This is a genomic window from Candidatus Microbacterium phytovorans, from assembly GCA_029202445.1.
Classification (GTDB): domain Bacteria; phylum Actinomycetota; class Actinomycetes; order Actinomycetales; family Microbacteriaceae; genus Microbacterium; species Microbacterium phytovorans.
The window spans coordinates 2169703-2195517 of the sequence record CP119321.1 but is presented as its reverse complement, the minus strand read 5'-3'; the positions used below and the strand labels follow the sequence as shown (position 1 = coordinate 2195517).

Sequence of the window (25815 nt, the reverse complement as noted above, 5' to 3'; positions counted from 1 at the left end):
TACGTACACACCCCGTACGCGCCGCCGCGGCCCGCGCAGCCCGGCCCGTGCTGACAACCCGGCACCGTGTCCCGCACCATCCCTGTCTCAGTGATTCCTTTGTGAGGAAAAATGAACAAGAGGCTCTTCGCGGTGGCAGCAGCCGCCGCCGTCACCGCCCTCGCGCTGTCCGCGTGCAGCGGCGGCACCACACCCACCGACGACGCACCCACGGAGATCCGCGTCGCCGCCACCGACCCGCAGCTCATCATCCCCGGCCGCCAGTCGGTCGCCTACGACGTCAACATGGCGGTCTGGGCACCCTTGGCGTTCCTCGAGTCGGACGGCACGCTCGAGTACGTCCAGGCCGAGTCCATCGAGTCCGACGACGCGATCACCTGGACTGTCACGCTCCGCGACGGCTGGACCTTCCAAGACGGCACGCCGGTGACGGCGCAGGCCTACGTGGACAGCTGGAACGCGGTCGCCTACGGACCGAACGCGTTCGAGAACTCCGGTCAGCTCGCCAACATCGCCGGCTACGCCGACCTCAACCCCGCCGAGGGCGAGCCGTCGACCACCGAGATGTCGGGCCTCGCCGTCGTCGACGAGCAGACCTTCACGGTCGAGCTCACCGGCGCCGACAGCCAGTTCCCGCTGCAGGTCACGCAGGCCCAGACGGCGATGTTCCCGATGCCCGCCTCGGCGCTCGAGGACTTCGACGCGTACAACACCCACCCGATCGGCAACGGTCCGTTCGCGTTCGCGGAGGACTACGTCGAGAACGAGCCGATCGTGCTCGAGGCGTACGACGACTACCAGGGTGAGAAGCCCACCGTCGACCGCATCACGTTCGTGCCCTACACCGACAGCGAGACGGCCTACACCGACGTGCTGGCAGGCAACCTCGACGTCGCCGGTGTTCCCGCGTCCAAGCTGACGCAGGCCGGCAGCGACTTCGGCGACCGCCTCTACTCGTTCGAAGCGCCCGGCATCTCCTTCCTCGGCCTCCCGCTGTGGAACGACGCGTACAGCGACATCCGCGTGCGTCAGGCGATCTCGATGGCCATCGACCGCGAGGCGATCATCGACGTCATCTACGGTGGCACCTACGACCCGGCCACCGCCTGGACCCCGGCGATCGAGCCCGGCACCCCGACCGGCATCTGCGGAGAGTACTGCGAGTACGACCCGGATGCCGCGAAGGCCCTGCTCGACGAGGCCGGCGGCTTCGACGGCCCGCTCGAGATCTACTACCCCGGCGGCAGCGGACTCGACCCGCTCTACGAGGCCATCGCCAACCAGCTGCGCCAGAACCTCGGCATCGAGGCGACCGCCAAGCCGAGCGCCGACTGGGCCGAGTTCCTGCAGAACCGGAACGACGAGAACATCGACGGTCCGTTCTTCTCGCGCTGGGGTGCGCTCTACCCGAGCCAGCAGGCGACGCTCCGGGTCTTCTTCATCGAAGGCGGCGGGTGCACGAACTGCATCCCCTGGTACAGCGACGACGTCGCGGCGGCGATCGCGACCGCCGACGCAGACCTGTCGACCGACGGCTCGGCGTACGCCAAGGTGCAGGAGCTGATCCAGGCCGAGTTCCCGGCCGTGCCGCTCTTCTTCGAGAAGTACTCCTACGTCACCTCGGAGCGGGTCGCCGACCTGGTGACATCGCCGGTGGGCAACCCCACCTACCGGTCGATCGTCCTCGGCGACTGACGCGGCGGTGCGGAGCGCCCACCCCCCGGGGCGCTCCGCACCCCCTTCCCCCTACCCCCTTCCCCCTTCCCCCTTCCCCCGCTACACCCCGTCACGAGAGCTCTCCATGACGCACGATCCGCTCCTCGCACTCGCCCGGCGACTGCCGCCGATCGACGGCTTCCCGACGATCGACGAACTGCGTGCCGACCTGCTGGCACGACGCGACGAGAACCCCGACCGCATCCGCCACGCCGTCATCGGCCAGTCGCGTCTCGGCTCGCCGATCGATCACTTCGCCCTCGGCGACGGGCCGCTGCAAGTCGTCATCGCCGGCGGCGTCCACCCGAACGAGCCCATCGGGTTCCGCACGGTGCAGCACCTCGTACGACTCCTCCTGGAAGCGCCCGAACTGGCCGCGCTCGATGCCACGTGGCACATCATGCCCTGCGCCGACCCCGACGGCGCGCGTCTGAACGAGTCGTGGTTCGGCTCGGCCGATCGTCTCTCGTACTTCACCGGGTTCTACCGCCCCGCCCCCGCCGAGCAGGTGGAGTGGTCGTTCCCCTTCGACTACAAGCAGGCGTGGTTCGACCACCCGATCCCCGAGACCCGCGCTCTCATGGCGCTGTTCGACCGCGTCCGCCCCGACGTCTTCGTCGGCCTGCACAACGCCGAGTTCGGCGGGGTGTACTTCTACCTGAACGAGCACGACACCACCCTCGCCCGCGAGCTCCGCGACCTCCCCGCGGCGTTCGACCTGCCGCTGGACGTCGGCGAGCCCGAGATGGACGGGCTGGCCCGGCTCGACGACGCGGTCTTCCGCGCCCCCCTCGCCCGCGAACGCTACGACCACCGCGAGGCGCTCGGACTTCCCCCGGAGACACGCTCGGGCGGGGCCGGCACCGCCGACTACCTGGAGCGCTACGGCACGACGACGATGATCGCCGAGCTTCCGTACTGGACGCATCCCGACGCCGCCGACACGACGCCCACGTCGCGCGTGTACCGCGACGTCATCGCCGAGAAGGCCGACGGGCTCGAGGAGCTGCACGTTCTCCTTCGGCGGATCCTGGATGCCGTGCGCCCGGCGCTGGTGATCGATTCGCCCTTCCGCCGCGCCAGCGAGGCGTTCGTGCCCGGCATGGGCGAAGCGGCGCGTGCCGAGCGTGCCCGCCTCGCGGACCCCGCCCTGAACCGCGCCGCGACCGTCGCGGAGGTCTTCGGCAACCGCGAAGTGGTGCGCACCTTCCGGCTCCGCTTCGGCGGCATCCTTCGTCGTGCGCTCGCCGTCGAGGTCGAGGCCGGCGTGGCCGGGGAGGCGGTGCGGTCGGCCTCGATCGAACTGGAGGGCATCTTCCGGGAGTGGCTCGCCGCAGAGACCGACACCGACCTGGTGCCGGCTCCCGTGTCGGCGCTCGTGGGTGTGCAGCTGGCTGCCGTGCTGGCGACGGTGAGACGGAGGCACGGATGATCCTCGCGCGCCGCATAGGCGCACGCATCGCGGAGTTCGCCCTCGTCTTCGTCGGCGTGACGTTCATCATCTACGCGACCGTGTGGGCACTCCCGGGTGACCCGATCGCCGCGCTGGGCGGCGACCGTCCGCTGCCCGACAACGTCGTGGCGCAGCTGCGGGAGCAGTTCCACCTCGACGATCCGCTCTGGCAGCAGTACCTGCGCTACCTCGGAGGTCTGTTCACCGGCGACCTCGGCACGACCTTCTCGGGCGTTCCCGTCGCCGACCGGATGGCCTCGCGCTGGCCCGTGACGATCACGCTCGCCCTGACGGCCTGGGTCATCGAGGTCGTCATCGGGGTGGCGCTCGGCCTGATCGCGGGGCTGCGCCGCGACAGCGCGATCGACCGCACCGTGCTGTTCGGCACGATCCTCGCCACCTCGATCCCCATCTTCGTCGTGGCCGTCTCCGCCCAGCTCGTGTTCGGACTCCACCTGGGCTGGTTGCCCATCGCGGGCACGGATGCCGGGTGGCCCGTCGCCTACATCCTCCCGGCCACGGTCATCGCTCTGTTCGGCCTCGCCTCGATCGCCCGCCTGATGCGCGGCAGCGTCATCGACTCGATGGAGTCCGACTTCGTCCGCACCCTGCGGGCCAAGGGGATGCCGGGGCGGCGCATCGTCGGGCTGCACGTCATGCGCAACTCGGTGGCCCCCGTGCTCACCTTCGTCGCGATCGACCTCGGTTTCCTGCTGGGGGGAGCGGTGGTGGTGGAGGGCATCTTCAACCTCCCCGGCATCGGTCAGCTGCTCTTCAGCGCCATCCGGACGCACGAAGGTCCGACCGTCGTGGGGGTGGGGACGACGCTGATCCTCATCTTCCTCATCCTCAACGTGGTGGTCGACCTCCTCAACTCATTGCTGGACCCTCGGAGCCGTCATGACTGAGACCGCCGCGGCCGCCCTCGAACACGTCACCGTCAGCCGGGGCGTGTGGACGAGCCTGCGCCGCCGACCGCTGTTCTGGATCAGCGCGGCCATCCTCGCCGTGCTTGCCGTGATCTCGCTCTTCCCGGATGCCGTGGGCGGTCTGTTCGGTCAGCCCGATCCGCGCGCGTGCGAACTGCGCGACAGCAAGCTGCCCCCGAACGCCGCGCACGTCTTCGGCACCGATCTGCAGGGCTGCGACATCTACGCGAACGTCATCCACGGGGCGCGCACGTCGCTGTTCATCGGTGTGACGGCCACGGTCATCGCCCTGGCGATCGCGATCGTCGTGGGTACCCTCGCCGCCTACTTCGGCGGCTTCGCCGACATCCTCATCTCGCGCCTGACCGACGTCTTCCTCGGGTTCCCGTTCATCCTCGGCGCGATCATCGTGCTCAACAGCGTGGGGGAGCGCACGCCGCTCGTCGTGGCGGTCGTGCTGGCGGCGTTCAGCTGGCCGACGCTGGCGCGGCTCGTGCGCACCTCGGTGCGGACCGTGCGGAACATGGACTACATCAGCGCCGCGCGGGCCATGGGCATTTCCCACACGCGCACCCTCGTCACGCACGTCGTGCCCAACGCGATCGGACCCGTGCTGGCGATCACCGCGACCATGGTCGGCAGCATCATCGTGGCCGAGTCGACTCTGACCTTCCTCGGCGTCGGCCTGCGATCGCCCTCGATCTCGTGGGGGCTGCAGATGGCGAACGCCCAGTCGTACTTCGGGAGCTCCCCGCACATGCTCGTCTTCCCCGCCCTCTTCCTCAGCGTGACGGTGTTCGCGCTCATCACCCTTGGCGACATCCTGCGGGATGCGCTCGACCCGAAAGGACGCCGACTGTGACCGTGACCCCTCCCGATGTGGATGCCCGTCGACGGGATGCCGTACGCAGCGCGGCCGAGTACGCGGCGCGGTGGTTCGCGTTCGCCGGCGAGCACCGCGAGGTGCCCGGCATCCAGGCCGCGATCCGCTACCGGGGCGAGCTCGTCCTGGAGTTCGCCTGGGGCTCGGCCGACCTCGAGACCGGCGAGCAGCTGACCACCGAGAGCCTCTTCCGCATCGCGTCGCACTCGAAGACGTTCACCGCGACCGCCGTCTTCCAGTTGGCCGAGCGCGGCGCGCTCCGACTCGACGACACGGTCTCCCAGTGGGTGCCCGAACTGGCCGATTCCGACCTGGCATCCATCACGGTGCGCGAGCTGCTCGCCCACCAGGGCGGCGTCGTGCGCGACGGCCGCGACGCCGATTACTGGCAGCGCGGGGCGGCCTTCCCCGACCGGGAGCGCATCGTCGACATCTGCCGGGCCGAGGGGCGCATCTTCGCCCGCAACGAGCACTTCAAGTACTCCAACGTCGCCTACTCGGTCCTGGGACTCATCATCGAGGCGGCCTCCGGCACCGACTACGACACTTTCACCCGCGAGAACATCTGCCGGCCGCTGGGCCTCGAGCGGTCTGGCTCGGAGTGGCAGTCGGCGCGGGCAGACGAGTACGCCGCCGGTCACACCGCGCGCTTCGCGCTCAAGGGCACCCGGCGCGTGATCCCGCACGTCGACACGCGGGCGATGGCTGCGGCGACCGGGTGGTTCTCGACGGCCACCGAGACGACCGCCTACCTGGCCGCCCACGCGCTGGGCGATGACCGCCTCCTCGGCGACGACAGCAAGCGTCAGGCGCAGTACCGCGTCTCCCGCATCGACATCGGCGGCGCCCACCGGCACTACGGTCTCGGCTTCGAGCTGTTCGAGCTCGACGGCGACCTGCTGGTCGGGCACAGCGGCGGCTACCCCGGTCACATCACCCGCACGTGGCTCGACCCGGAGAACGACCTCGTCGTGAGCGTCTTCACGAACGCGATCGACGGGCCCGCCGACACGCTGGCGACCGGCGCCGTCGCGCTGCTGCGGTTGGCGCTGTCGCACGCCGACGACGACGACCGCGTCGACGGGGTCGAGGGACGCTACGCGAGCCTGTGGTCGGTGCTGGACCTGGCCCACCTGGGCGGTGCGACCTTCGCGCTCCACCCGCAGCTCGACGATCCCGCCCGCTTCGCCGAGAAGGTGGAGACGGATGCCGACGGCACACTCCGCATGCCCGCGCGCGCCAGCTTCGGCGCTGCAGGCGAGCCGGTGGAGGTGGCGCGAAGCGGCTCGGGTGCGGTGGAATCGATCACGTGGAGCGGCATGACGATGTGGCCGTTCGACGTCTTCACCGACGCGATGGCTCAGCCCGAGCCCGGTCGGCTCCTGGAGGGGATGGCACTGTGATGGACCCAGGCACGGACGACGTGGCGACCCTCGATCTTCCCGAGGAGCTGCGCACCTTCGTCGAGGACTTCGCCTTCGCGTGGGGAGCTGCCGGCAACCCCCGCATGGACGGCCGCGTCCTGGGGCTGCTCCTCATCGTCGATCGCCCGTTCCTCTCGTCGGCCCAGATCGCCGACATGCTCGGCGCGAGCGCCGGTGCCGTCTCGATGTCCACGCGGGCGCTGGTGAGCCTCGGCTTCCTCAAGCCGCACTCCCTGCCGGGCGACCGCAGTCGCTACTTCCGCGTGGAGGAGGACGTCTGGGGCAGCTTCCTCGCCGGAGAGCGCGACTACGCCCGTCGCATCACCTCCACGATCGAGTACGGACTGGATGCCGTGGCGCCCGACGCCGTGGGCCCGCGCACGCGGCTCAACAACGCGCGGCGCTACATGGTGTGGCTCGTCGGCTATCACCGCAAGATGCTCAGCGACTGGGAGGCCTACCGGGACTCCGGCGCCGACGAGGACGACGCCTCGTGAGCGGCGCGCTGCTGGAGGTGGCCGGTCTGTCGGTCGACTTCGTCGTGGGAGCCGAGACGGTCCACGCGGTGCGCGACGTGTCGTTCACGCTGGATCGCGGCGAGGTGGTGGCGCTCGTGGGGGAGTCGGGCTCGGGCAAGAGCGTGACCGCCCTCTCGCTCGTCGGCCTCCTTCCGCGCGGGGCGCGTGTGCGCGGCACCGCACTGCTCGACGGCGACGACCTCCTGGCCATGAATCCCGCTCAGCGCGAGGCCGTGCGCGGCACCCGCATCGGCGTCGTCTTCCAGGACCCGGGGAGCGCCCTCGATCCCGTCTTCACGATCGGTTCGCAGATCGAGGAGATGCTGATCGTCCACCGACCCGGGATGACCCGGTCGGAGCGCCGCGCGCGAGTGATCGAGCTGCTGGAGCAGGTGGAGATCGCCGATCCTGCGTCTCGGCTCGGGAGCTACCCTCATCAGCTGTCCGGGGGCCAGGCCCAGCGCGTCATGATCGCGATCGCGCTCGCGTGCGACCCCGAGATCCTCATCGCAGACGAGCCGACGACCGCGCTCGACGTCACCGTGCAGCGTGAAGTGCTCGACGTGCTCCGGCGGCTGCGTGACCGCATCGGCACCTCGATCATCATGATCACCCACGACATGGGGGTCGTCGCCGACATCGCCGACCGGGTCGTGGTCATGCGCGACGGACGCGTGGAGGAGTCGGCGGGGGTTCGTGAGCTCTTCGCCGCGCCGCAGGCCGACTACACGCGGCGGCTGCTGGCCGCCGTCCCGCGGCTCGGTGCCCCCGAGCGCGCCGTACCCGCCGGCGAGACGGCCGTCCTCGAGGTCGACGCCCTCTCGGTCGTGTACGGGCGTGGAGCCCGCGCGGTCGCCGCCGTCGACGACGTGAGCCTTCGCGTCGGGGAGGGGGAGATCGTCGCCCTCGCCGGCGAGTCCGGCTCGGGGAAGTCGACCATCGGTCGGTGCGCGCTCGGGCTCGCGCCCATCTCGTCGGGCGCGGTCCGCATCGACGGCGTCGACCTCGCCCGCGTGCGCGGGCGCCGCGCCGTGGCCGTCAAGCGCCGCGTCGGTGTCGTGTTCCAGAACTCCACCGCCGCGCTCGACCCGCGCCACACGATCGGCGACTCCATCGAGGAGCCGCTCCGCGTGCACGGGGGGCTGCGTGGCGCGGTGCTCCGGTCGCGCACGGCCGAGCTGCTCGACGCGGTCGGACTCCCGTCGGCGTGGCACCGTCGGTACCCGCACGAACTCTCCGGGGGCCAGCGCCAGCGCGTCGCCATCGCGCGTGCCATCTCGCTGCGGCCGCGTCTGCTGATCGCCGACGAGCCGACCAGCGCGCTCGATGTCTCGGTGCAGGCGACCGTCCTCGACCTCCTGCGCGACCTGCAGCGCGAACTCCGCTTCGCCTGTCTGTTCATCAGTCACGATCTGGCTGTGGTCGACGAGCTCTGCGACCGGATCGTGGTGCTCCAGCGCGGACGGGTGGTCGAAGAGGGCTCGCGTGTCGACGTGCTGCGGCGGCCGCAGCATCCGTACACGCGAGCGCTCATTGCCTCGTCGCCCGTGCCCGATCCCGTGGAGCAGGCCCGCCGACGCGAAGCGGTCCCGACAGGCTGACGCCCAGGCGCCTCGTCTACCCTGGATCCCATGGAAGACTCCACCCCCGTGCGCGCGACCGGCCCCCGTCAGGTGCGCCCGCGCACCGAGGGCTGGACGCAGCGCACCGACGCCGAGGGCAAGCCGCTGCTGCAGTTCGCGGCACCCAAGCGCGGTATGCCTCCCGCACACCTGGCCGATCTGACGCCCGAGCAGCGTGTCGAGCGCGTGAAGGAGCTCGGGATGCCGGGCTTCCGCGCGAAGCAGCTCGAGAAGCACTACTTCCAGCACTACACGTCCGATCCGGCGGCCATGACCGACCTGCCGGCGGCGGGGCGTGAGGAGTTCGTCGCCGCGATGCTGCCCCCGCTGCTCACCGAGGTGCGGCGGCTGGAGACCGACAAGGGCGACACGATCAAGTTCCTGTGGAAGCTCCACGACGGCGCCCTCGTCGAGTCGGTGCTCATGCGCTACCCGGGCCGCATCACGCTGTGCGTGTCGAGTCAGGCCGGCTGCGGCATGAACTGCCCCTTCTGTGCCACGGGCCAGGCGGGTCTGACCCGCAACATGTCGGCGGCAGAGATCGTGGAGCAGATCGTCCGCGCCAATCGCCTCATCGCCGACGGCGGGTTCGGGCGCGCGCACCACGAGGGCGAGCGGGTCACGAACATCGTCTTCATGGGCATGGGAGAGCCGCTCGCGAACTACAACCGGGTGCTCACCGCGGTGCGGGCCATGGTCGATCCGGCGCACGGACTCGGTATGAGCGCGCGCGGCATCACCGTCTCCACGGTCGGCCTCGTTCCCGCGATCAACAAGCTCGCCGCCGAGGACATCCCCGTGACGTTCGCGCTGTCGCTCCACGCGCCCGACGACGGCCTGCGCGACGAGATGATCCCCATCAACTCGCGCTGGAAGGTCGACGAGGCGCTGGATGCCGCGCGCAACTACTTCGAGAAGACCGGTCGCCGCGTCTCGATCGAGTACGCACTCATCAAGGACATGAACGACCACGCGTGGCGCGCCGACCTGTTGGCCGACAAGCTGAACGCCCGCGGGCGGGGATGGGTGCACGTCAACCCCATTCCGCTGAACCCCACGCCGGGGTCGGTGTGGACGGCATCCGACGTCCCCGTGCAGAACGAGTTCGTCCGCCGCCTGAACGACGCCGGCATCCCGACGACGCTCCGCGACACCCGCGGCAAGGAGATCGACGGCGCGTGCGGTCAGCTCGTCGCCACCGAAGAGGACAAGGCCGCCGCGACCCGCGCCTAGGTCGGTCGGCGAGCGACTCGTCGGCGTCATCGTGCGGGTCGGCGAACGCGCGATCCGCAGAACGACGCCGATGAACGTCGCGCCCACCCCTCCGCTGCACGACTAGCGTGGACACATGGTCAACTATCGCTATCTCGGCAACAGCGGCTTCAAGGTCTCGGAGATCACCTACGGCAACTGGGTGACGCACGCGTCTCAGGTCGGCGACGACGCCGCCATCGCGACCGTCCACAAGGCGCTCGATCTCGGGATCACCTCCTTCGACACCGCCGACACCTACGCCAACACGGCGGCGGAGGTCGTGCTCGGCAAAGCGCTGAAGGGGCTCGAGCGTGCAGAGTACGAACTCTTCACGAAGGTCTACTGGCCGATCGGCAAGAAGGGCCCGAACGATCAGGGCCTCTCCCGGAAGCATATCTTCGACGGCATACACGGCTCGCTGCGCCGTCTGGGCGTCGACTACGTCGATCTGTACCAGGCGCACCGCTACGACTACGAGACCCCGCTCGAGGAGACGATGCAGGCGTTCGCCGACATCGTCCGTCAGGGCAAGGCCCTGTACATCGGCGTGAGCGAGTGGACCGCCGAACAGCTCCGCGACGGCCACGCCCTCGCAAAGGAGCTGGGCTTCCAACTGGTGTCGAACCAGCCGCAGTACTCCGCGCTGTGGCGCGTCATCGAGGGCAAGGTCGTCCCGACGTCGGAGGAGCTGGGCATCTCGCAGATCGTCTGGTCGCCGATGGCGCAGGGCGTGCTGTCCGGCAAGTACCTTCCCGGACAACCGGTGCCCGAGGGGTCACGCGCGACCGACGAGAAGAGCGGGGCGAACTTCATCCAGCGCTTCCTGCAGGACGACGTGCTCGAGGCGGTGCAGCGGCTGAAGCCCATCGCGGCTGAGGCGGGACTGACGATGCCGCAGCTCGCGATCGCCTGGGTCCTGCACAACCCGAACGTAGCCGCCGCCCTCGTCGGCGCCTCGCGCCCCGAGCAGCTCGAGGACTCCGTCAAGGCCTCCGGTGTCGTCCTCGACGACGACACGAAGGCCGCGATCGACGCGGCGCTCGCTCCGGCTGCAGTGACCGACGTGGAACTGACGTACACGGTGTCGCCGAAGAGCCGTCCGGCCTGATCGGACGGCTGCTGCATGCCCGCGACGAGCGCCGGCATCCTGCTGTATCGCCTCGACGAGGCGGGCGGGGTGACGGTGCTCGTCGCGCATATGGGCGGCCCGTACTGGGCGTCGAAGGACGAGGGGGCGTGGTCGATCCCGAAGGGCGAGGTGGAGGACGGCGAGGGGATGCTCGATGCGGCCCGCCGCGAGTTCCGTGAGGAGCTGGGCGTCGAGCCGCCGTCGGCATCCGAGGGCGCATATGCCGAACTCGGCACATTCGCCTACTCGTCGGGGAAGCGGGTGACGGTGTTCGTCGCCGATGGCGCGTCCTTCAGCACGACGGAGTTCGCATTCGGCACGTTCGAGATCGAGTGGCCGCCGCGCTCGGGTCAGCGTGCGACCTTTCCCGAGGTCGATCGAGCGGAGTGGATGCCGGTGGCCGCCGCGCGCGAACACCTCGTCGTGGGACAGCGGCCCGCGCTGGATCGGTTGACCGACCTGCTGCGCGAGCTTCCCTGAACCGCCCGCCGTCGGCCGATTCGAGGGCCGCGGCAGCGCACCCCTATTGATGGGGGTTGCCCGGTGCCCGTGTCGGCGCCGTGGCCCATTAGTAGTGCGGGCTTTCGCGCGTTCGGCTTGATCGCGGTGCCTCCGGCCGTGTTGGCTGTGGATGCTCACGCACGTCGACGCACGGACGCTCCCCAATCCGATCGGGCGTCGACTTCGCTGCGGGCACGCGAGCGCCGATCGGGGGATCGGCGGCCCTGCCGAGCGACTGGGCATGCCGGGGCGGGCTTCCCCAGCCCCGCCCCGGCTCCCCCCCCTGCGCGCGACGCGGGCGAAGACTAATGTGTGCGCTGAACGCACCCGCGACGAGGCGGTGGGAGGGCGGATGAACATTCGCATCGGCATCATCGACGACCATCCCGCGATGGTCCTCGGCACCACCGCGCTGTTCGCCGCCGAGCCGGGCGTCCAGGTCGCCGCCAGCGGCGCCACGGTGACCGAGCTGTTGACGTGGCGGCTGAAGCTCGACGTCGTCCTGCTCGACCTCGTCCTCGCTGACGGCAGCTCTCCGGCCGAGAACATCCGCCGACTCCACCCCGTCGGCGCGCGCGTGCTCGCGTACACCTCGGGAGACCGGGCTCACCTGGTGCGCGAGGCGGCGCGAGCGGGGGCGATCGGCATGATCCGGAAGACCGAGGACCCCGCGGCCATCGTCGCCGCCGTCCGCCGTGCCGCTGCCGGCGAACCCGTCGCCACGGTGGACTGGGCGGCGGCACTGGACTCCGACGTGCCCTTCGTGAGTTCCAAGCTCACACCGAGAGAGGCCGAGGTCCTCACCCTGTACGCCTCGGGGGAGACCGCCGATCAGGTCGCGGCGGCCCTGTTCGTCTCGACCGCGACCATCCACGACCACATTCGCCGCATCCGAGCGAAGTACGCGGCATCCGATCGCGCCGCCCCGACGAAGGTCGATCTGTTCCGTCGAGCGGTCGAGGACGGTCTCGTCCCCCCGCAGTAGGACGGCACCGCGACCGATACCCCCACCACTGTGGGTGCCGTCGCGTGAGCACTCCGGGAGTAGACCCTGAGCGCTGAGGGATTCCCTGACCTCCGCTGGGTCGTGCTCGTCGGTGCTCCCTATGGTCGTGCAGGCAACGCGAGCCGGTCGGCGACTCGCGCGCACCCCCTCATCTGATTCACCGGAGGGAAAGAGCGTGAGATTCGGGAACCTCGCTCGTCTTCATCAATAGGCACTCGTTCACGCGCGCTGCGCGGCATGGGTGCTCGACGTGTCGGCACCGCCGCGTCCTGGCCTCCGGAACCCGAACCCGAATGCGAACCGACCCGAACTCCGCGTCGCAGCGCCACCCCAGACCCCCACCAACCCGTCATCACATAGAAAGAGCAGTGTCTTCATGAACCACTCGATCCGAAACCGCCGCGCCGGCCGCTGGGCCGCCGCTGCGGGGGCAGCAGCCCTCGCGCTCGTCGGAGCGGTCGCCGCTGCGGCGCCCGCGATGGCCGCGACGCCGTACGACCTCCCGGACGGCCCGGGCTCGCTCACCATCCACAAGTTCGAGCAGCCGTCGCCCGCCGGCGCTGCCAACGACAGTGGCGAGCCGATCGACACGACCGGACTCGTGGCCCTCGGCAACGTCGAGTTCACCGTGTACCCGATCACCGACATCGACCTCACGACCGAGGCGGGCTGGGACCTGGCGAACGACTACGCGGCAGACCCGTCGCTGGCCACCGCGCTCGGCACGCCGATCGTCCTCACGACGGCGGCCGACGGCTCGACGCCGACGCAGAGCCTCCCCAACGGGGCCTACCTGGTCGTCGAGACCGACTCCTCGGGCGCGACGCTGCCCGACGGCTCGCCCGCCAACGTCATCCTCGAGGCAGCGCCGTTCGTCGTCACCGTTCCCGTCCCGCTCGGCAACGGCGAGTGGAACTCCGACGTCAACGTCTACCCGAAGAACTCGCTCACGCAGGTCGCCAAGACCGTCGACGACCCCGACGGTTCGGGTCTCGGCTCCACGGTCACCTGGTCGATCGAGGCCACCGTCCCGGCTCTCCCGGACGGCGAGTCCTTCACCGAGTTCCACTTCGTCGACACGCTCGACGGTCGCCTGGAGTACACCGCTCCCGCTCGCCTCACCCTCGACGGCACGCCGCTGACGTTCACCGAGACGCACGTCGGCGCGGATGCCGAGGGCCTCGGCGGCACGGTCACGGTCACCCTCGACGCCGCGAGCCTCGCCGCGCTGGAGGCCGCCCCGGGCGGCTCCCTCGTGCTCGAGCTCGACACGATCGTGCGCGGCACGGGCGACATTCCCAACACCGGCACCGTCTTCATCAACGAGCCGACCACCGGCAACGGCACCGACACCAACACCGTGAACACCTACTGGGGCGCGGTCGAGATCCTGAAGCACGCCGAGGGCGACGTGAACGCGGTCCTCACGGGCGCGGTCTTCAGCGTGTACCCGACGGAGGCCGACGCCAACGCCGGCACCAACGCCATCGTGGTCGACGGTGAGACCACCTTCACCACCGCTGCCGACGGAACCGTCGTGATCCCCGGCCTGTGGGCCGGAGCCGACGCTGCCGGTTCGGTGACGTACTACCTCAAGGAGCTCGAGGCACCGGACGGCTACATCACCTCGGGTACGCCGATCGCGGTCGTCGTCTCCGCGGCATCCCTCGCCACCCCGGTCGAGGTCGCCGTTCCCAACCCGCAGGAGCCGGCCATCAGCCTGCCCCTCACCGGTGGCAACGGCACCCTCGTGCTGATGTCGGCAGGTGTCGGCCTCGTGGCTCTGGCCGTCGGTCTGGCGGTCCTCGCCGCTCGTCGCCGCCGCCACGCGGACGCAACGCTGAGCTGATCGGCTCGAGCACAGTTCGATGAACACCGGCGGCGGGGACGAGTTCCCCGCCGCCGGGTTCCGACAGGACCACGTCATGACCTCCTCCGTCTCCACGGGACGTCGCGCTCGGCGCGAACGGCACAGGCCGAGCCGCCTGGTGCCGTTCCTCGTCGCGGCGATCTTCGTCGCCGGCGCGGTCACGCTCCTCTACCCCACGGCGGCCGCGTGGATCACGCAGTATCAGCAGTCGCAGATCATCGCCGCCCTGTCGGACGAGGTCGATCAACTGCCGGCGGATGGACTCGGTGCGGCACTCGAGGCCGCCCACGCATACAACGCACGGCTCACGGGCGAAGCGGTCGTGGGAGCGAACTCGCACGTTCCGACCGCCGAGGCCGAAGAAGACGCGGAGACGCCGTATGGCGAGCAGCTCCTGGCCAACAGCGGCGGACTGATGGGGCGGTTGAAGATCCCCTCCATCTCCGTGGACCTCCCGATCTACCACGGCACGAGCGACCTCACGCTGCTTCGCGGCGTCGGGCACCTCGAGGGCACCTCGCTCCCCGTCGGCGGCGCCTCGACGCACTCCGTCCTCACGGCGCATCGCGGTCTCGCCAGCGCCGAGCTCTTCACGAACCTCGACCGTGTCGAGGTCGGCGACACCCTGACGATCGAGATCTTCGGCGAGACGCTCACGTACCGGGTGCGCGAGACGCAGGTGGTCGAGCCGACGGAGACCGAGACGCTGCGTCCCGTCCGCGGCGACGACCTCGTCACCCTCGTCACCTGTACTCCGCTCGGGATCAACACCCAGCGCATCCTGGTCACCGGGGAGCGCATCACGCCCACGCCCATCGAAGACGTGAAGGCGGCGGGCCAGGTGCCCGACATCCCCGGCTTCCCGTGGTGGGCCGTGCTCCTCGGCGCGGTCGTCCTCGCCGCCGCACTGTATGTGTGGCTCGCCGGCCGCCCACGACGGCGAACGGCGGATGCCGCGAAGCCCGCCGATCCGAAGCCCACCGAGCCGAAGCCCACCGAGCCGACGTCCCCCGCGGAGACGCGCACCGACGCCCACACCGGCGGAGGTGGCGAAGCCGACAGCGACAACGACGGCGGTCCCACCACTGCTGCCGCCACCGACACGGAGGTGCTCGCCCTCCTCCGTCCTTGACTCTCCGCACCGGCGCCTCCCCAGCCGACGGTGCGGAGCCGGAGCGTCCTTTTCGGGAAGGCGCTCCCGAGGGGCCGGTCTCCCTGCGATACCGGCCCCTCACTTTCCCCACCCCCATCCGGCCCCGACCCCCACTCGACCCCTACCCGCCGGATCCCCACTCGACGAGCCGCGAGATACCTGGCGGATGTCGGCGGCGGGGAGCACACTGGCCGCACACACCCGCACATACCCGCACAGAGAAGGGCGACCGACATGGCGCACGGAGACATCACCCACATCGACATCCCGGTCTCAGACCTCGCGAAAGGCGCCGCGTTCTACTCGACGCTCTTCGGATGGCAGCTCGCGGAGATGCCCGGCTTCGAGGGCTACCCGATGTGGCAGGCGCCGAACGGCATCAGCGGCGGAGGACTCGCGCCGCGCTCGGAGGGCTTCACCCAGCCGCGCTCGTACGTCGAAGTCGACTCCATCGACGAGACGATCGCCCAGGCCGAGGCGGCCGGAGGCTCCGTCGCGCTCCCCAAGGGCAACATCACCGAGACCAGCTGGTGGGCTGTAATCGTCGATCCCGACGGCAACCACATCGGCCTCTTCGAGGGCACGACCGGCCTGTAACCCGCCTCGCACCGCTCCGCGGGCGGCCGCGCTACGTCTCGCTCCCCGGTGGCCGCACCCCGCGCCCGCCGTGCGGACTCAGCGCTTGCGCGACGGTGCCGCCGACACGTCGAGCACCTCGTGATGGCCGCTGAGCGAGGACCAGGCACTCGCCGTCCCGGATGCCGCGTGCTCCGCCGCGCGTACCGCCCGCTCGTCCGCCCACTCGTTGAGCACGTGCCCGCGGTGGCCGCGCACGTGCTCGAGAACGACGTCGGGGAGCCCTGCCGCCCGGCGTGCGTCGCGCGCGACGATCAGTTGCTCGAGCAGGTCGCGGTTCTTCGTGGGCGCGCCGGTAGAGGTCTTCCACCCGCGCCGACGGTGCGCATCCATCCACGACGAGTAGGTGTCGATCGCGTACTTCGAATCGGCCTGCACGACGAGCTCGCGTACGTCGGGATGGTCCTCGATGGCCTTCAGGAGACCGAGGAGTTCGCCGATGTTGTTCGTTCCCTCGGGGAGCGATCCGGCAGCCCAGTGGCCGTCCTCACCGACCCAGGCCCAGCCCGTCGGTCCGGGGTTGCCCTTGCAGGCGCCGTCGGTGGCCACGACGTATCGGGAGGTCTCGCTCACTCGGACAAGGCTACCGGCGGCGCGACTGCCGTTCGGCCTGCCACTCGTCGGCGAGGAGAGGCATCCGCTCGGCGAGGTAACGCAGGAAGTCGGCGACGTCGCGCGCACGGGCCACCGACAGGGGAGCGTCGACGTTCTCGTCGGCGATGTCGTCCATCGCCGCGGCGAGCGTCGCATACATCGGCGCGTTCGCCGTGATCATCCCCGCCCACGCGTCGTCGACGAGGTCGTAGCGGTCGCGGCGCTCACCCGGCTTCGACACACGCTGGATGAGCCTCATCGAGACGAGGTACCGCACGGCGCCCGAGACCGCGGCGGGGGACACGCCCAGTCGTTCGCCGAGTTCGGCGGCGGTGTACCCCGCGTCGGGGGAGCCGACGAGCGCCATCATCACGCGGGCCGGCATGCGCGACATCCCGGCGGCCGCCAGCAGAGCTGCCGCCTGCTCGGCCGGTGCGGTGCCGGGATGATCCCCCATGCTCCGACCCTAACCCGCCGGGGCGAGCTCACGCCGACGCATGAGGGCGAGGGATGCCGTGGCGCCGGCCGCCGTCGCGACGAGGAGCGACCACAGACCTCGGAGATCCACGTCCTCCCCGTCGACCAGCGGGGTGACCGCGATCGGGGAGACGTGGACGAGCCACTCGGGGAACTGGAACAGCGGCCCGAACAGGCCGAGGACCATCGCGACGAGCACGAGCGTCCACCCCGCCGGGATCGTGAGCCTGGGCGCGACGACGAACAGGAGTGCCGTGACGACGAGGAACACGGATGCCGCAGCGACCTGCCCCGCACCGGTGATCAGGACCGTCCGCATCAGCGACGCGTCGCCGTCTCTGCCGGCGATACCCGCGGCCGCACCGAGGACCCCCGCTCCGATGACGGCCGCGATGCCGAGCAGCGCGACCACCAGGTAGCCGGCGAGCCAGCGCACACGGTGGACGGGCGCGGACAGAAGCGGCTCCGCCGTGCCGTGCGCCTCCTCCTGTCGTGCTCGGCAGACGGTCTGCACCGCGACACACGCGGCGAACACTCCGAGCATCGTGAAGAACGTCGTGACCGTTCCCTGGGCGATGCTGCCTTGGCCCGCGATCTGTCGGAGGATGTCCTCGACGGCGGGGTTCGTCGCGCCGACGTCGGCGACGATCGAGGCGAGCGACGTCGACAGCATGCCGACGAGGAAGCCGCCGATGGCCCAGCCCAGCAGCGCGCCTCGGGTGAGTCGCCACACCAGCCCGATCGGGTGGGAGAGCAGCGCGGACGCTTCGGCGCGACCCCGGCGCTCCCCGAGGAGGCTGCTGCCGAGGTCGCGGACCGACGCGATAGCGACGGCGATCGCCGCGAGCGCGAGGCCCACGACGAGGCACAGGTACACCGGGCCCCATTGGTCGGCGTCGAACGCGCGGGTGTTCTCGCCCCACCCGAACGGTGACAGCCACGTCACCCATGAGCTCTCCATGCGCGTCAGGTCGTCGCTCGGCGTGCCGATGGCGTTCCCCGTCCCCGCGAGGACGAACGAGACCAGCACCGTCCAGACGGAGACGCTGTTGGCGGCCCGCGACGAGCGGACGAGCGGTGCGGCGAGCAGTCCGACACCGAGGAACACCACGCCGACGGCGCCGACCGCGAGGCCGGTGAGCACCGCTCCGGACGCATCGAGACCGACGGCGATCAAAGCCCCCGCGACCAGCGCGGCGGCCAGAGCGTTGGCGAGGATGCCGTGAACGACGGTGGCGACGATCGGAAGCGTTCGGCCGGCGGGCGTCGCGGCGACGAGCTCGGCGCGGCCGGCCTCCTCGTCACCGCGCGTGTGCCGTACCGCGAGGAACGTGCTCATGAAGGCGGCCAGCAGCGCAAGCCACGGGAAGATCAGGAACACGATGAACGCGCCCGGCGCCGTGCCCGACGGCAGCCCGCGGAACAGCAGGATGACAGGGTTCGCGAGGGCGGCCGCCAGGAGCGATGTCCGATCGTCCGCGCTGCCGTACGTCCCGTCCACCCCCGCATAGGCGGCGAACGCCAACAAGCCCGTCCCCCCGGCCCACAGCGCGATCTGCGCACCGTCCCGACGTGCGCGCTGCCCGAGAAGGACGCGAAGACGGTTCATCGCGCGTCGCCCTCGAGTACCGCGAGGTCATCGCCGTAGTGACGCAGAAAGAGCTCCTCCATCGAGGGTGGAGCGACTCGGAGCCCCGTCACACGACGCCTCGCGAGCTCAGGAAGCGTGTCGGCGACGGCGTCGCTGTCGACGGTGAAGTTCACCCGCCCGTCGGCTGCGACGACGTCGTGCGCGCCGGGGATGGCGGCGGCGGCCGTGGCATCCGGGGCCTCGAAGGAGATCTGGGTGCGCGTGAGGTGACGCAGTTCGGCGAGCGTGCCGGTCTCGACGACCTGACCCGACCGGATGATGGAGACCCGATCGCACAGCTGCTCGACCTCCGAGAGGATGTGGCTCGACAACAGCACCGTCGCGCCGGCCTGCCGCACGCGCTGGATCTCCTGCCGGAACATCACCTCCATGAGCGGGTCCAGACCGCTGGTCGGCTCATCGAGGATGTACAGATCGGCGGGCACGGCGAGGGCGGCGATGAGTGCGACCTTCTGCCGATTTCCTTTGGAATAGGTGCGGCCCTTCTTGCGCGGATCGAAGTCGAACACCTCCGAGAGGCGTTCCTTCTCGGCGCGGTACGCGGCATCGTGACGCCGAGCGCCGCGGAGGCGTGACAGGAGATCGATCGCCTCACCACCGGTGAGGTTCGGCCACACGCTCACGTCTCCGGGGACGGAGGCGATGCGCCGGTGCAGGTCGACGGCGTCGCGCCAGGGATCGCGACCGAAGACGGTGACCTCGCCGGCGGTCTTTCGCGCGAGCCCCAGGAGGATGCGGATCGTCGTCGACTTCCCGGCTCCGTTGGGTCCGAGGAATCCGTGGATCTGGCCCTCGTCGACACGGAGGTCGAGGCCGTCCAGAGCGCGGGTACGCGTGTAGATCTTGGTGAGCCCGCTCGTGCGGACGACAGTGGTCATGGTCCGGAGGCTACACCGATTTCACAAATTTGTGAATATACGGATGCCGAAGCGGCGGCGCTCCGAGCGCAGGATGCGGCGGAGTCTTGCCGGGGGTTTTTCTCTGCTTTGTATACTCCAGGCGGACAGTCCACCGCCCCAGTGCCACAATCGCCGCCTTTTGTATACAGTAGAGAGTCGACGGTGGAAGGAGCCAGCGATGCGAGCGAGCGACCGGGCGTACGCGACCCTCCTCGACGAGATCCAGTCGGGCGCTCTCCCCGCCGGCGCCGTGCTCGCCGAAGTGGAGCAGGCCACGCGACTCGGCGTCAGCCGCACCCCGCTGCGCGAAGCCCTCAGCAGGCTCGCCGCCGACGGACTGGTCGCCCAGGCCTCACCGCGCGTCACCGTCGTCACGGCGATCGACGCCGACGACATCCGCGAGCTGTTCGAACTCCGCCGGGCCCTCGAAGAGAGCTCCGCCCGGCTGGCGGCCCACCGGGGTGACCCCGCGGTGTTCGCGTCGCTCGCCGCGGAGTTCTCGGCGGTCGATCCGGGCGCCGCGCCCGACGACTACTACGCCCTCATCGCGCGCTTCGACGCGGCCGTGGACGCCGCCGTCGCCAACGACTACCTGACCGCCGCACTCCGCACCGTGCGCACCCATCTCGTGCGCGTGCGCCGCCTGGCACGTGACCGACCGACGCGGCTGACGGCATCCGTCGCCGAGCACCGAGTCATCGCCGACGCGATCGCCGCAGGAGACGGGGATCTCGCCGCGCACGCCACGCACGTCCATCTGCACAACGCCCTGACCGGCATCCTCGACTCCCTGGAGGCAACCCCATGACCGTCGCTCACACCGTCCGCGTCCACCGCAGCGACGAGAACCTCGCCCGGGAGGACCAGCTCGCCCACAAGATCGCGGAGGTCGCCGTCGACCCCGTCGCCGTCGATCCCGACGTCGTCAACATGATCATCAACCGGATCATCGACAACGCGGCCGTCGCGGCCGCCTCGCTCACGCGCGCCCCCGTGAGCGCCGCGCGTGCGCAGGCCCTCGACCACCCCGTCTCCCGAGGCGGGGCGGGCGCGAGCATCTTCGGAGTGCCGAGCGACACGGCCGAGACGCGCACGAGCCCGGAGTGGGCGGCGTGGGCCAACGGCGTCGCGGTGCGGGAGCTCGACTACCACGACACCTTCCTCGCCGCCGACTACTCCCACCCCGGCGACAACATTCCCCCGATCCTCGCTGTCGCCCAGCACGTCGGCGCCGACGGCGCAGCGCTCGTGCGCGGCATCGCGACGGGGTACGAGATCCAGATCGACCTCGTGCGCGCGATCTGCCTCCACCGCCACAAGATCGACCACGTCGCCCACCTGGGCCCTTCGGCGGCGGCCGGCATCGGCACCCTGCTCGGGCTCGACGTCGACACGATCGAACAGGCCGTCGCCCAGGCCCTCCACACGACCACCGCGACCCGGCAGTCCCGCAAGGGCGAGATCTCCACGTGGAAGGCCCACGCTCCGGCCTTCGCGGGCAAGATGGCCGTCGAGGCGGTCGATCGTGCGATGCGCGGCGAGACATCGCCCAACCCGATCTACGAAGGCGAGGACGGCGTGATCGCGTGGCTCCTCGACGGGCCCGACGCGTCGTACGAGGTTCCGCTCCCCGCGCCGGGCGAGCCCAAGCGCGGCATCCTCGACTCGTACACGAAGGAGCACTCGGCCGAGTATCAGGCCCAGGCGTGGATCGACCTCGCCCGGAAGCTCCACGGCGAACACCCGGACCTCCTCGACCCGGCGAACGTCGCCTCGATCGTGCTCCACACGAGCCATCACACGCACTACGTGATCGGTTCGGGCGCGGGCGACCCGCAGAAGTACGACCCGACGGCGTCGCGCGAGACGCTCGACCACTCGATCCCGTACATCTTCGCGGTGGCGCTGCAGGACGGCGGTTGGCATCACGTCGACTCGTACACGCCGGAGCGCGCCTCGCGGCCCGACACCGTCGCGCTGTGGCAGAAGATCACGACGGCCGAGGATGCCGAGTGGACGCGCCGCTACCACTCCGAAGATCCTGCCGAGAAGGCGTTCGGCGGGCGCGTGGAGATCACGCTCACCGACGGCTCGACCATCGTCGACGAGATCGCCGTCGCCGACGCCCACCCGCTCGGAGCGAGGCCGTTCGCGCGCGCCGACTACGTCCGCAAGTTCCGCCTCCTCGCCGAGCCCGTGCTGGAGCCGGCCGAGATCGACCGGTTCCTCGCGCTCGCCGAGCGCCTGCCCGACCTCACGGCTGCCGAGGTGCGGGAGCTCGGATTCGTCGCCCGCCCGGGTGTGCTCGACGCGGCTCCGCGGCCGACGGGACTCTTCTGATGCTGCGTTTCGTCTCGCTGCGCTCGCTCAACGACCGGAACTCGACCCCGATCGTTGAGCGAGGAGCGCAGCGACGAGACGAAACGCCCGGGGACCGGAACTCGACCCCGGTCGTTGAGCGAGGAGCGCAGCGACGAGACGAAACGCCCGGGGACCGGAACTCGACCCCGGTCGTTGAGCGAGGAGCGCAGCGACGAGACGAAACGCCCGGGGACCGGACCCCGACCCCGGTCGTTGAGCGAGGAGCGCAGCGACGAGACGAAACGCCCGAACCTGCGAGGAGCGTCTGATGCTGTACTCCACCGTCCCGGCTTCCGAGAAGCGCCGCCGACTCCGTGAGCGGCTCGCCGCGGGCGAGCTGCTGCAGTTCCCCGGCGCGTTCAACCCCCTCTCCGCGCGCCTCATCGAGCGGAAGGGCTTCGACGGGGTCTACATCTCGGGGGCGGTGCTGTCGGCCGACCTCGGCCTCCCGGACATCGGCCTCACGACGCTCACCGAGGTCGCCACCCGCGGCCAGCAGATCGCGCGGATGACCGACCTCCCCGCGATCATCGACGCCGACACCGGCTTCGGCGAGCCGATGAACGTCGCCCGCACGATCCAGACCCTCGAGGATGCCGGGGTCGCCGGCGCGCACATCGAAGACCAGGTGAATCCCAAACGGTGCGGCCATCTCGACGGCAAGGCGGTGGTCGACGCCGACACCGCGATCAAACGCATCCGCGCGGCCGTCGACGCCCGACGCGACCCGGACTTCCTCATCATGGCGCGCACCGACATCCGCGCCGTCGACGGACTGGATGCCGCGATCGATCGGGCGAAAGCGCTCGTGGATGCCGGAGCCGACGCGATCTTCCCCGAGGCGATGCGCGATCTGGGTGAGTTCGAGGCGATGGCGTCGGCGCTGGGGGTGCCGGTTCTCGCGAACATGACCGAGTTCGGCAAGTCCGAGCTCTTCTCCTCCGCGCAGCTGCGGGACGCCGGTGTCGCCATCGTCATCTGGCCGGTGTCCCTCCTGCGCATCGCGATGGGCGCGGCCGGCCGTGCACTGGATACGCTGACCGAAGACGGACACCTCACGTCGAAGCTGGGAGAGATGCAGCATCGCGCCGACCTGTACGACCTCATCGACTACGAGCAGTACAACCACTTCGACCAGGACATCTTCAACTTCCAGATCGACACTCCCGGTCGTTGAGCGGGCACACCGAGACGAAACGCGTTCCGTCTCGTCGCTTCGCTCAACGACAGGAACGACAGAAGGGCAACGCCATGACCGACATCAAGAAGGGGCTGGCGGGCGTCGTCGCCGACGTCACCGCCATCAGCAAGGTCAACCCCGACACGAACTCGCTGCTGTACCGCGGCTACCCCGTGCACGAGCTGGCGGCGACGCAGTCGGCCGAGGCGGTCGCGTACCTGCTCTGGCACGGCGAACTGCCTGACGACGTGCAGCTGGCCGAGCTCCGCCGCGTGGAGCGCTCGCACCGCGCGCTGGCCGACGATGTGCGTGCCGCGATCGAACTCACCCCGCTCGACGCGCACCCCATGGACGAGGTGCGCACGGCCGTCAGCGTGCTCGGCGCCCGTGACCTCGCCGGCACCGGGTCGGTACTCGACGCGAGCGGCACCCGCGAGGACAACCTCGCCCGCAGCATCCGCCTCTTCGCCGCCCTGCCGGCCATCGTCGCCTATGGGCAGCGCCGCCGACGCGGGCAGGAGCCGATCGCGCCGCGCGACGACCTCGACTACGCCGCCAACTTCCTCTGGATGACCTTCGGCGAGGAGAGCGACCCCGTCGTCGTCGACGCGTTCAACCGGTCGATGATCCTCTATGCAGAGCACTCCTTCAACGCGTCGACGTTCACGGCCCGCGTCATCAGCTCGACGCTCAGCGACCTCTACTCCGCCGTCGTCGGCGCGATCGGCGCACTCAAGGGGCCGCTCCACGGCGGTGCGAACGAGGCGGTGCTCCACGTGTTCGACGAGATCGGCGACGCGGATGCCGTCGTGCCCTGGCTCGAGAAGGCGCTCGCCGAGAAGCGCAAGATCATGGGCTTCGGGCACCGCGTGTACAAGCGCGGCGACTCGCGGGTGCCGACGATGAAGGCTGCCCTCGACACGCTGATCGCCCACTACGACCGCCCCGACGTGGAAGCGCTCTACGCGACGCTGGAGGCGGAGTTCGTCGCGCGCAAGGGCATCTACCCGAACCTCGACTACCCGTCGGGTCCGGCGTACAACCTCATGGGCTTCGACACCCTGACCTTCACCCCGCTGTTCGTCGCGGCGCGCGTCGTCGGCTGGACGGCCCACATCATGGAGCAGACCGCCGCCAACGCGCTCATCCGGCCGCTGTCGGAGTACGTCGGTCCCGATGAGCGTCACATCCCGGGCTTCGTCGACGACGTCGGCACCGCCGCCATCTCGCTGCGCGAGGCCGAAGCCGAGGGCTGACATGGGCCGCAACGCCGTCATCGTCGACGCCGTCCGCACCCCGTCGGGGAGGGGCAAGCCGGGAGGAGCGCTGTCCGGCATCCATCCCGTCGACCTCGCCGCGTTCGTGCTGCGGGCCGTCCTCGAACGCAACGGACTGGAGTCGGCTCAGGTCGACGACGTGCTCCTCGGGTGCGTCAGTCAGGTCGGCGAGCAGTCGTCGAACGTGGCGCGGCAGGCGGCGCTCGCCGCGGGCTTCGACGAGACGGTTCCGGCGGCGACGATCGACCGCCAGTGCGGGTCGAGCCAGCAGGCCGCGCATTTCGCGGCGCAGGGCGTCATGAGCGGACAGTACGACATCGTCATCGCGGGCGGGGCCGAGTCGATGAGCCGGGTGCCGCTGGGGACGTCGTCCGCGGTCGGTGGGTCTCCGGTGTCGCCGCTCCTGCGCGCGCGGTATCCCGAGGGCCTCGTCAATCAGGGGGTGTCGGCCGAGCTGATCGCGCAGCGATGGGGCTTCACGCGCGACGACCTCGACGCGTTCGCGGCGGAATCGCACGAGCGAGCGACCGAGGCGACGGATGCCGGGCTGTTCGCGAGTCAGCTGCTCGAGGTCGACGGGGTCGCCGCCGACGAGACGGTCCGGCGCGGCACGACGACCGCGGGGCTCGCGGGGCTTCCGCCGGCCTTCCGCACGTCGGAGACGTCGGCACGGTTCCCCGAGGTGGACTGGCGGATCACGGCGGGCAACTCCTCCCCCTTCACCGACGGGGCATCGGCGGTGCTCATCATGGCCGAGGACACGGCCCTCGCGCTGGGCCTCACGCCGCGCGCGCGGTTCCACGCGTTCGCGGTCACGGGCTCCGATCCGCTCCTCATGCTGACCGGTCCGATCCCCGCGACGCGGCGCATCCTGTCGCGGGCCGGGCTGTCGATCGACGACCTGGATGCCTACGAGGTCAACGAGGCGTTCGCGTCGGTGCCGCTCGCCTGGGCGGCGGAGCTGGGCGCTGATCCGGCGCGGATGAACCCGTGGGGCGGCGCGATCGCGCTGGGCCACGCGCTCGGGTCGAGCGGCACGCGACTCCTCGGCACGCTGCTGGCCCACCTCGAGCACACGGGCGGCCGTTGGGGATTGCAGACCATGTGCGAGGGCGGCGGCATGGCGAACGCGACGATCATCGAGCGCCTCTAGCCGCGCCGCTAGCGGCGGATGCCGTCGGCCCCGCGCGCATGAGGGCTTTCTCACGCGCGACTGTGACCGGTCTGAGTATCGTCGGTCGGACAGCACCAGGCACGACGACGTGTCTGCGAACGCTCGGGA

At 70.4% G+C, this 25815-nt stretch carries 23 protein-coding genes; 19 read left to right on the top strand and 4 right to left on the bottom strand.

Going from position 1 to position 25815, the window contains the following annotated elements:
• Positions 1–111 precede the first annotated feature (111 nt).
• The 14 genes from P0Y48_10410 to P0Y48_10345 all read left to right on the top strand — a co-directional run bounded on the left by P0Y48_10410 (position 112) and on the right by P0Y48_10345 (position 16055).
• Positions 112–1695: an ABC transporter substrate-binding protein gene (locus P0Y48_10410; protein ID WEK12874.1), complete on the top strand. Its 1584-nt coding sequence runs from the start codon at positions 112–114 to the stop codon at positions 1693–1695.
• 106 nt (positions 1696–1801) lie between these two features.
• Complete coding sequence (locus tag P0Y48_10405; protein WEK12873.1) at positions 1802–3148, top strand: M14 family zinc carboxypeptidase; 1347 nt, start codon at positions 1802–1804, stop codon at positions 3146–3148.
• Positions 3145–4077, top strand: a complete 933-nt coding sequence (locus tag P0Y48_10400) for an ABC transporter permease (protein WEK12872.1) — start codon at positions 3145–3147, stop codon at positions 4075–4077. The genes P0Y48_10405 and P0Y48_10400 overlap by 4 nt, the downstream gene beginning before the upstream one ends.
• The gene (locus P0Y48_10395) at positions 4070–4960 is read left to right on the top strand and encodes an ABC transporter permease (protein ID WEK12871.1); all 891 of its coding nucleotides are present in this window, start codon (positions 4070–4072) and stop codon (positions 4958–4960) included. The genes P0Y48_10400 and P0Y48_10395 overlap by 8 nt, the downstream gene beginning before the upstream one ends.
• A complete protein-coding gene (locus P0Y48_10390) occupies positions 4957–6384 on the top strand; it encodes a serine hydrolase (GenBank protein ID WEK12870.1) in 1428 nt (475 codons plus the stop codon). The genes P0Y48_10395 and P0Y48_10390 overlap by 4 nt, the downstream gene beginning before the upstream one ends.
• The gene (locus tag P0Y48_10385) at positions 6384–6902 is read left to right on the top strand and encodes a transcriptional regulator (GenBank protein WEK12869.1); all 519 of its coding nucleotides are present in this window, start codon (positions 6384–6386) and stop codon (positions 6900–6902) included. Before P0Y48_10390 ends, P0Y48_10385 begins: the two co-directional genes overlap by 1 nt.
• A complete protein-coding gene (locus P0Y48_10380; GenBank protein WEK12868.1) occupies positions 6899–8524 on the top strand; it encodes an ABC transporter ATP-binding protein in 1626 nt (541 codons plus the stop codon). The genes P0Y48_10385 and P0Y48_10380 overlap by 4 nt, the downstream gene beginning before the upstream one ends.
• A gap of 30 nt (positions 8525–8554) precedes the next feature.
• Positions 8555–9778: a 23S rRNA (adenine(2503)-C(2))-methyltransferase RlmN gene (rlmN, locus tag P0Y48_10375; GenBank protein WEK12867.1), complete on the top strand. Its 1224-nt coding sequence runs from the start codon at positions 8555–8557 to the stop codon at positions 9776–9778.
• 115 nt (positions 9779–9893) lie between these two features.
• Positions 9894–10907, top strand: a complete 1014-nt coding sequence (locus P0Y48_10370) for an aldo/keto reductase family protein (protein ID WEK12866.1) — start codon at positions 9894–9896, stop codon at positions 10905–10907.
• 15 nt (positions 10908–10922) lie between these two features.
• Positions 10923–11408 carry an NUDIX domain-containing protein gene (locus P0Y48_10365; GenBank protein WEK12865.1) on the top strand — a complete coding sequence of 162 codons (486 nt, stop codon included), beginning with the start codon at positions 10923–10925 and terminating at the stop codon, positions 11406–11408.
• 373 nt (positions 11409–11781) lie between these two features.
• A complete protein-coding gene (locus tag P0Y48_10360; protein WEK12864.1) occupies positions 11782–12414 on the top strand; it encodes a response regulator transcription factor in 633 nt (210 codons plus the stop codon).
• Between the two features lie 397 nt (positions 12415–12811).
• On the top strand, positions 12812–14284 hold the full coding sequence (locus P0Y48_10355; GenBank protein WEK12863.1) for a SpaH/EbpB family LPXTG-anchored major pilin: 1473 nt from the start codon (positions 12812–12814) through the stop codon (positions 14282–14284).
• Positions 14285–14360: 76 nt separating this feature from the next.
• Positions 14361–15437 (top strand): class C sortase, encoded by a 1077-nt coding sequence (locus tag P0Y48_10350; protein ID WEK12862.1) that lies wholly within the window; start codon positions 14361–14363, stop codon positions 15435–15437.
• Between the two features lie 255 nt (positions 15438–15692).
• Positions 15693–16055, top strand: coding sequence for a VOC family protein (locus P0Y48_10345; protein ID WEK12861.1), 363 nt, complete (start codon positions 15693–15695; stop codon positions 16053–16055).
• 78 nt (positions 16056–16133) lie between these two features.
• Here the strand turns inward: P0Y48_10345 and P0Y48_10340 are convergent, their stop codons facing one another.
• From P0Y48_10340 to P0Y48_10325, 4 genes are read right to left on the bottom strand one after another with little or no spacing between them, the layout of a single operon-like run.
• The gene (locus tag P0Y48_10340; GenBank protein ID WEK12860.1) at positions 16134–16667 is read right to left on the bottom strand and encodes a ribonuclease HI; all 534 of its coding nucleotides are present in this window, start codon (positions 16665–16667) and stop codon (positions 16134–16136) included.
• A 10-nt stretch (positions 16668–16677) separates the two neighbouring features.
• Positions 16678–17145 (bottom strand): helix-turn-helix domain-containing protein, encoded by a 468-nt coding sequence (locus P0Y48_10335; protein WEK12859.1) that lies wholly within the window; start codon positions 17143–17145, stop codon positions 16678–16680.
• A 9-nt stretch (positions 17146–17154) separates the two neighbouring features.
• Positions 17155–18774 (bottom strand): polyketide antibiotic transporter, encoded by a 1620-nt coding sequence (locus P0Y48_10330; protein ID WEK12858.1) that lies wholly within the window; start codon positions 18772–18774, stop codon positions 17155–17157.
• Positions 18771–19694: an ABC transporter ATP-binding protein gene (locus P0Y48_10325; GenBank protein ID WEK12857.1), complete on the bottom strand. Its 924-nt coding sequence runs from the start codon at positions 19692–19694 to the stop codon at positions 18771–18773. Before P0Y48_10325 ends, P0Y48_10330 begins: the two co-directional genes overlap by 4 nt.
• A gap of 199 nt (positions 19695–19893) precedes the next feature.
• On the opposite strand from P0Y48_10325, the gene P0Y48_10320 reads away from it, so the two are divergent.
• From P0Y48_10320 to P0Y48_10300, 5 genes are all read left to right on the top strand, one after another.
• Positions 19894–20523, top strand: a complete 630-nt coding sequence (locus P0Y48_10320) for a GntR family transcriptional regulator (protein ID WEK12856.1) — start codon at positions 19894–19896, stop codon at positions 20521–20523.
• Positions 20520–22055 (top strand): MmgE/PrpD family protein, encoded by a 1536-nt coding sequence (locus tag P0Y48_10315; GenBank protein ID WEK12855.1) that lies wholly within the window; start codon positions 20520–20522, stop codon positions 22053–22055. The genes P0Y48_10320 and P0Y48_10315 overlap by 4 nt, the downstream gene beginning before the upstream one ends.
• A gap of 289 nt (positions 22056–22344) precedes the next feature.
• Positions 22345–23253: a methylisocitrate lyase gene (gene prpB / locus P0Y48_10310; protein ID WEK12854.1), complete on the top strand. Its 909-nt coding sequence runs from the start codon at positions 22345–22347 to the stop codon at positions 23251–23253.
• Positions 23254–23327: 74 nt separating this feature from the next.
• Positions 23328–24512 (top strand): bifunctional 2-methylcitrate synthase/citrate synthase, encoded by a 1185-nt coding sequence (locus tag P0Y48_10305; protein WEK12853.1) that lies wholly within the window; start codon positions 23328–23330, stop codon positions 24510–24512.
• Position 24513: 1 nt separating this feature from the next.
• Positions 24514–25686: a thiolase family protein gene (locus P0Y48_10300; GenBank protein WEK12852.1), complete on the top strand. Its 1173-nt coding sequence runs from the start codon at positions 24514–24516 to the stop codon at positions 25684–25686.
• Positions 25687–25815 lie beyond the last annotated feature (129 nt).

Bases quoted from the DNA above. Each gene is read 5' to 3' on its own strand.
- P0Y48_10345 (WEK12861.1), top strand. From the start codon at position 15,693: ATGGCGCACGGAGACATCACCCACATCGACATCCCGGTCTCAGACCTC.
- P0Y48_10410 (WEK12874.1), top strand. From the start codon at position 112: ATGAACAAGAGGCTCTTCGCGGTGGCAGCAGCCGCCGCCGTCACCGCC.
- prpB (WEK12854.1), top strand. From the start codon at position 22,345: ATGCTGTACTCCACCGTCCCGGCTTCCGAGAAGCGCCGCCGACTCCGT.
- P0Y48_10355 (WEK12863.1), top strand. From the start codon at position 12,812: ATGAACCACTCGATCCGAAACCGCCGCGCCGGCCGCTGGGCCGCCGCT.
- P0Y48_10370 (WEK12866.1), top strand. From the start codon at position 9,894: ATGGTCAACTATCGCTATCTCGGCAACAGCGGCTTCAAGGTCTCGGAG.
- P0Y48_10335 (WEK12859.1), bottom strand. From the start codon at position 17,145: ATGGGGGATCATCCCGGCACCGCACCGGCCGAGCAGGCGGCAGCTCTG.
- P0Y48_10395 (WEK12871.1), top strand. From the start codon at position 4,070: ATGACTGAGACCGCCGCGGCCGCCCTCGAACACGTCACCGTCAGCCGG.
- P0Y48_10300 (WEK12852.1), top strand. From the start codon at position 24,514: ATGGGCCGCAACGCCGTCATCGTCGACGCCGTCCGCACCCCGTCGGGG.
- P0Y48_10325 (WEK12857.1), bottom strand. From the start codon at position 19,694: ATGACCACTGTCGTCCGCACGAGCGGGCTCACCAAGATCTACACGCGT.
- P0Y48_10305 (WEK12853.1), top strand. From the start codon at position 23,328: ATGACCGACATCAAGAAGGGGCTGGCGGGCGTCGTCGCCGACGTCACC.
- P0Y48_10400 (WEK12872.1), top strand. From the start codon at position 3,145: ATGATCCTCGCGCGCCGCATAGGCGCACGCATCGCGGAGTTCGCCCTC.
- P0Y48_10365 (WEK12865.1), top strand. From the start codon at position 10,923: ATGCCCGCGACGAGCGCCGGCATCCTGCTGTATCGCCTCGACGAGGCG.
- P0Y48_10330 (WEK12858.1), bottom strand. From the start codon at position 18,774: ATGAACCGTCTTCGCGTCCTTCTCGGGCAGCGCGCACGTCGGGACGGT.
- rlmN (WEK12867.1), top strand. From the start codon at position 8,555: ATGGAAGACTCCACCCCCGTGCGCGCGACCGGCCCCCGTCAGGTGCGC.
- P0Y48_10320 (WEK12856.1), top strand. From the start codon at position 19,894: ATGCGAGCGAGCGACCGGGCGTACGCGACCCTCCTCGACGAGATCCAG.
- P0Y48_10360 (WEK12864.1), top strand. From the start codon at position 11,782: ATGAACATTCGCATCGGCATCATCGACGACCATCCCGCGATGGTCCTC.
- P0Y48_10315 (WEK12855.1), top strand. From the start codon at position 20,520: ATGACCGTCGCTCACACCGTCCGCGTCCACCGCAGCGACGAGAACCTC.
- P0Y48_10405 (WEK12873.1), top strand. From the start codon at position 1,802: ATGACGCACGATCCGCTCCTCGCACTCGCCCGGCGACTGCCGCCGATC.
- P0Y48_10350 (WEK12862.1), top strand. From the start codon at position 14,361: ATGACCTCCTCCGTCTCCACGGGACGTCGCGCTCGGCGCGAACGGCAC.
- P0Y48_10385 (WEK12869.1), top strand. From the start codon at position 6,384: ATGGACCCAGGCACGGACGACGTGGCGACCCTCGATCTTCCCGAGGAG.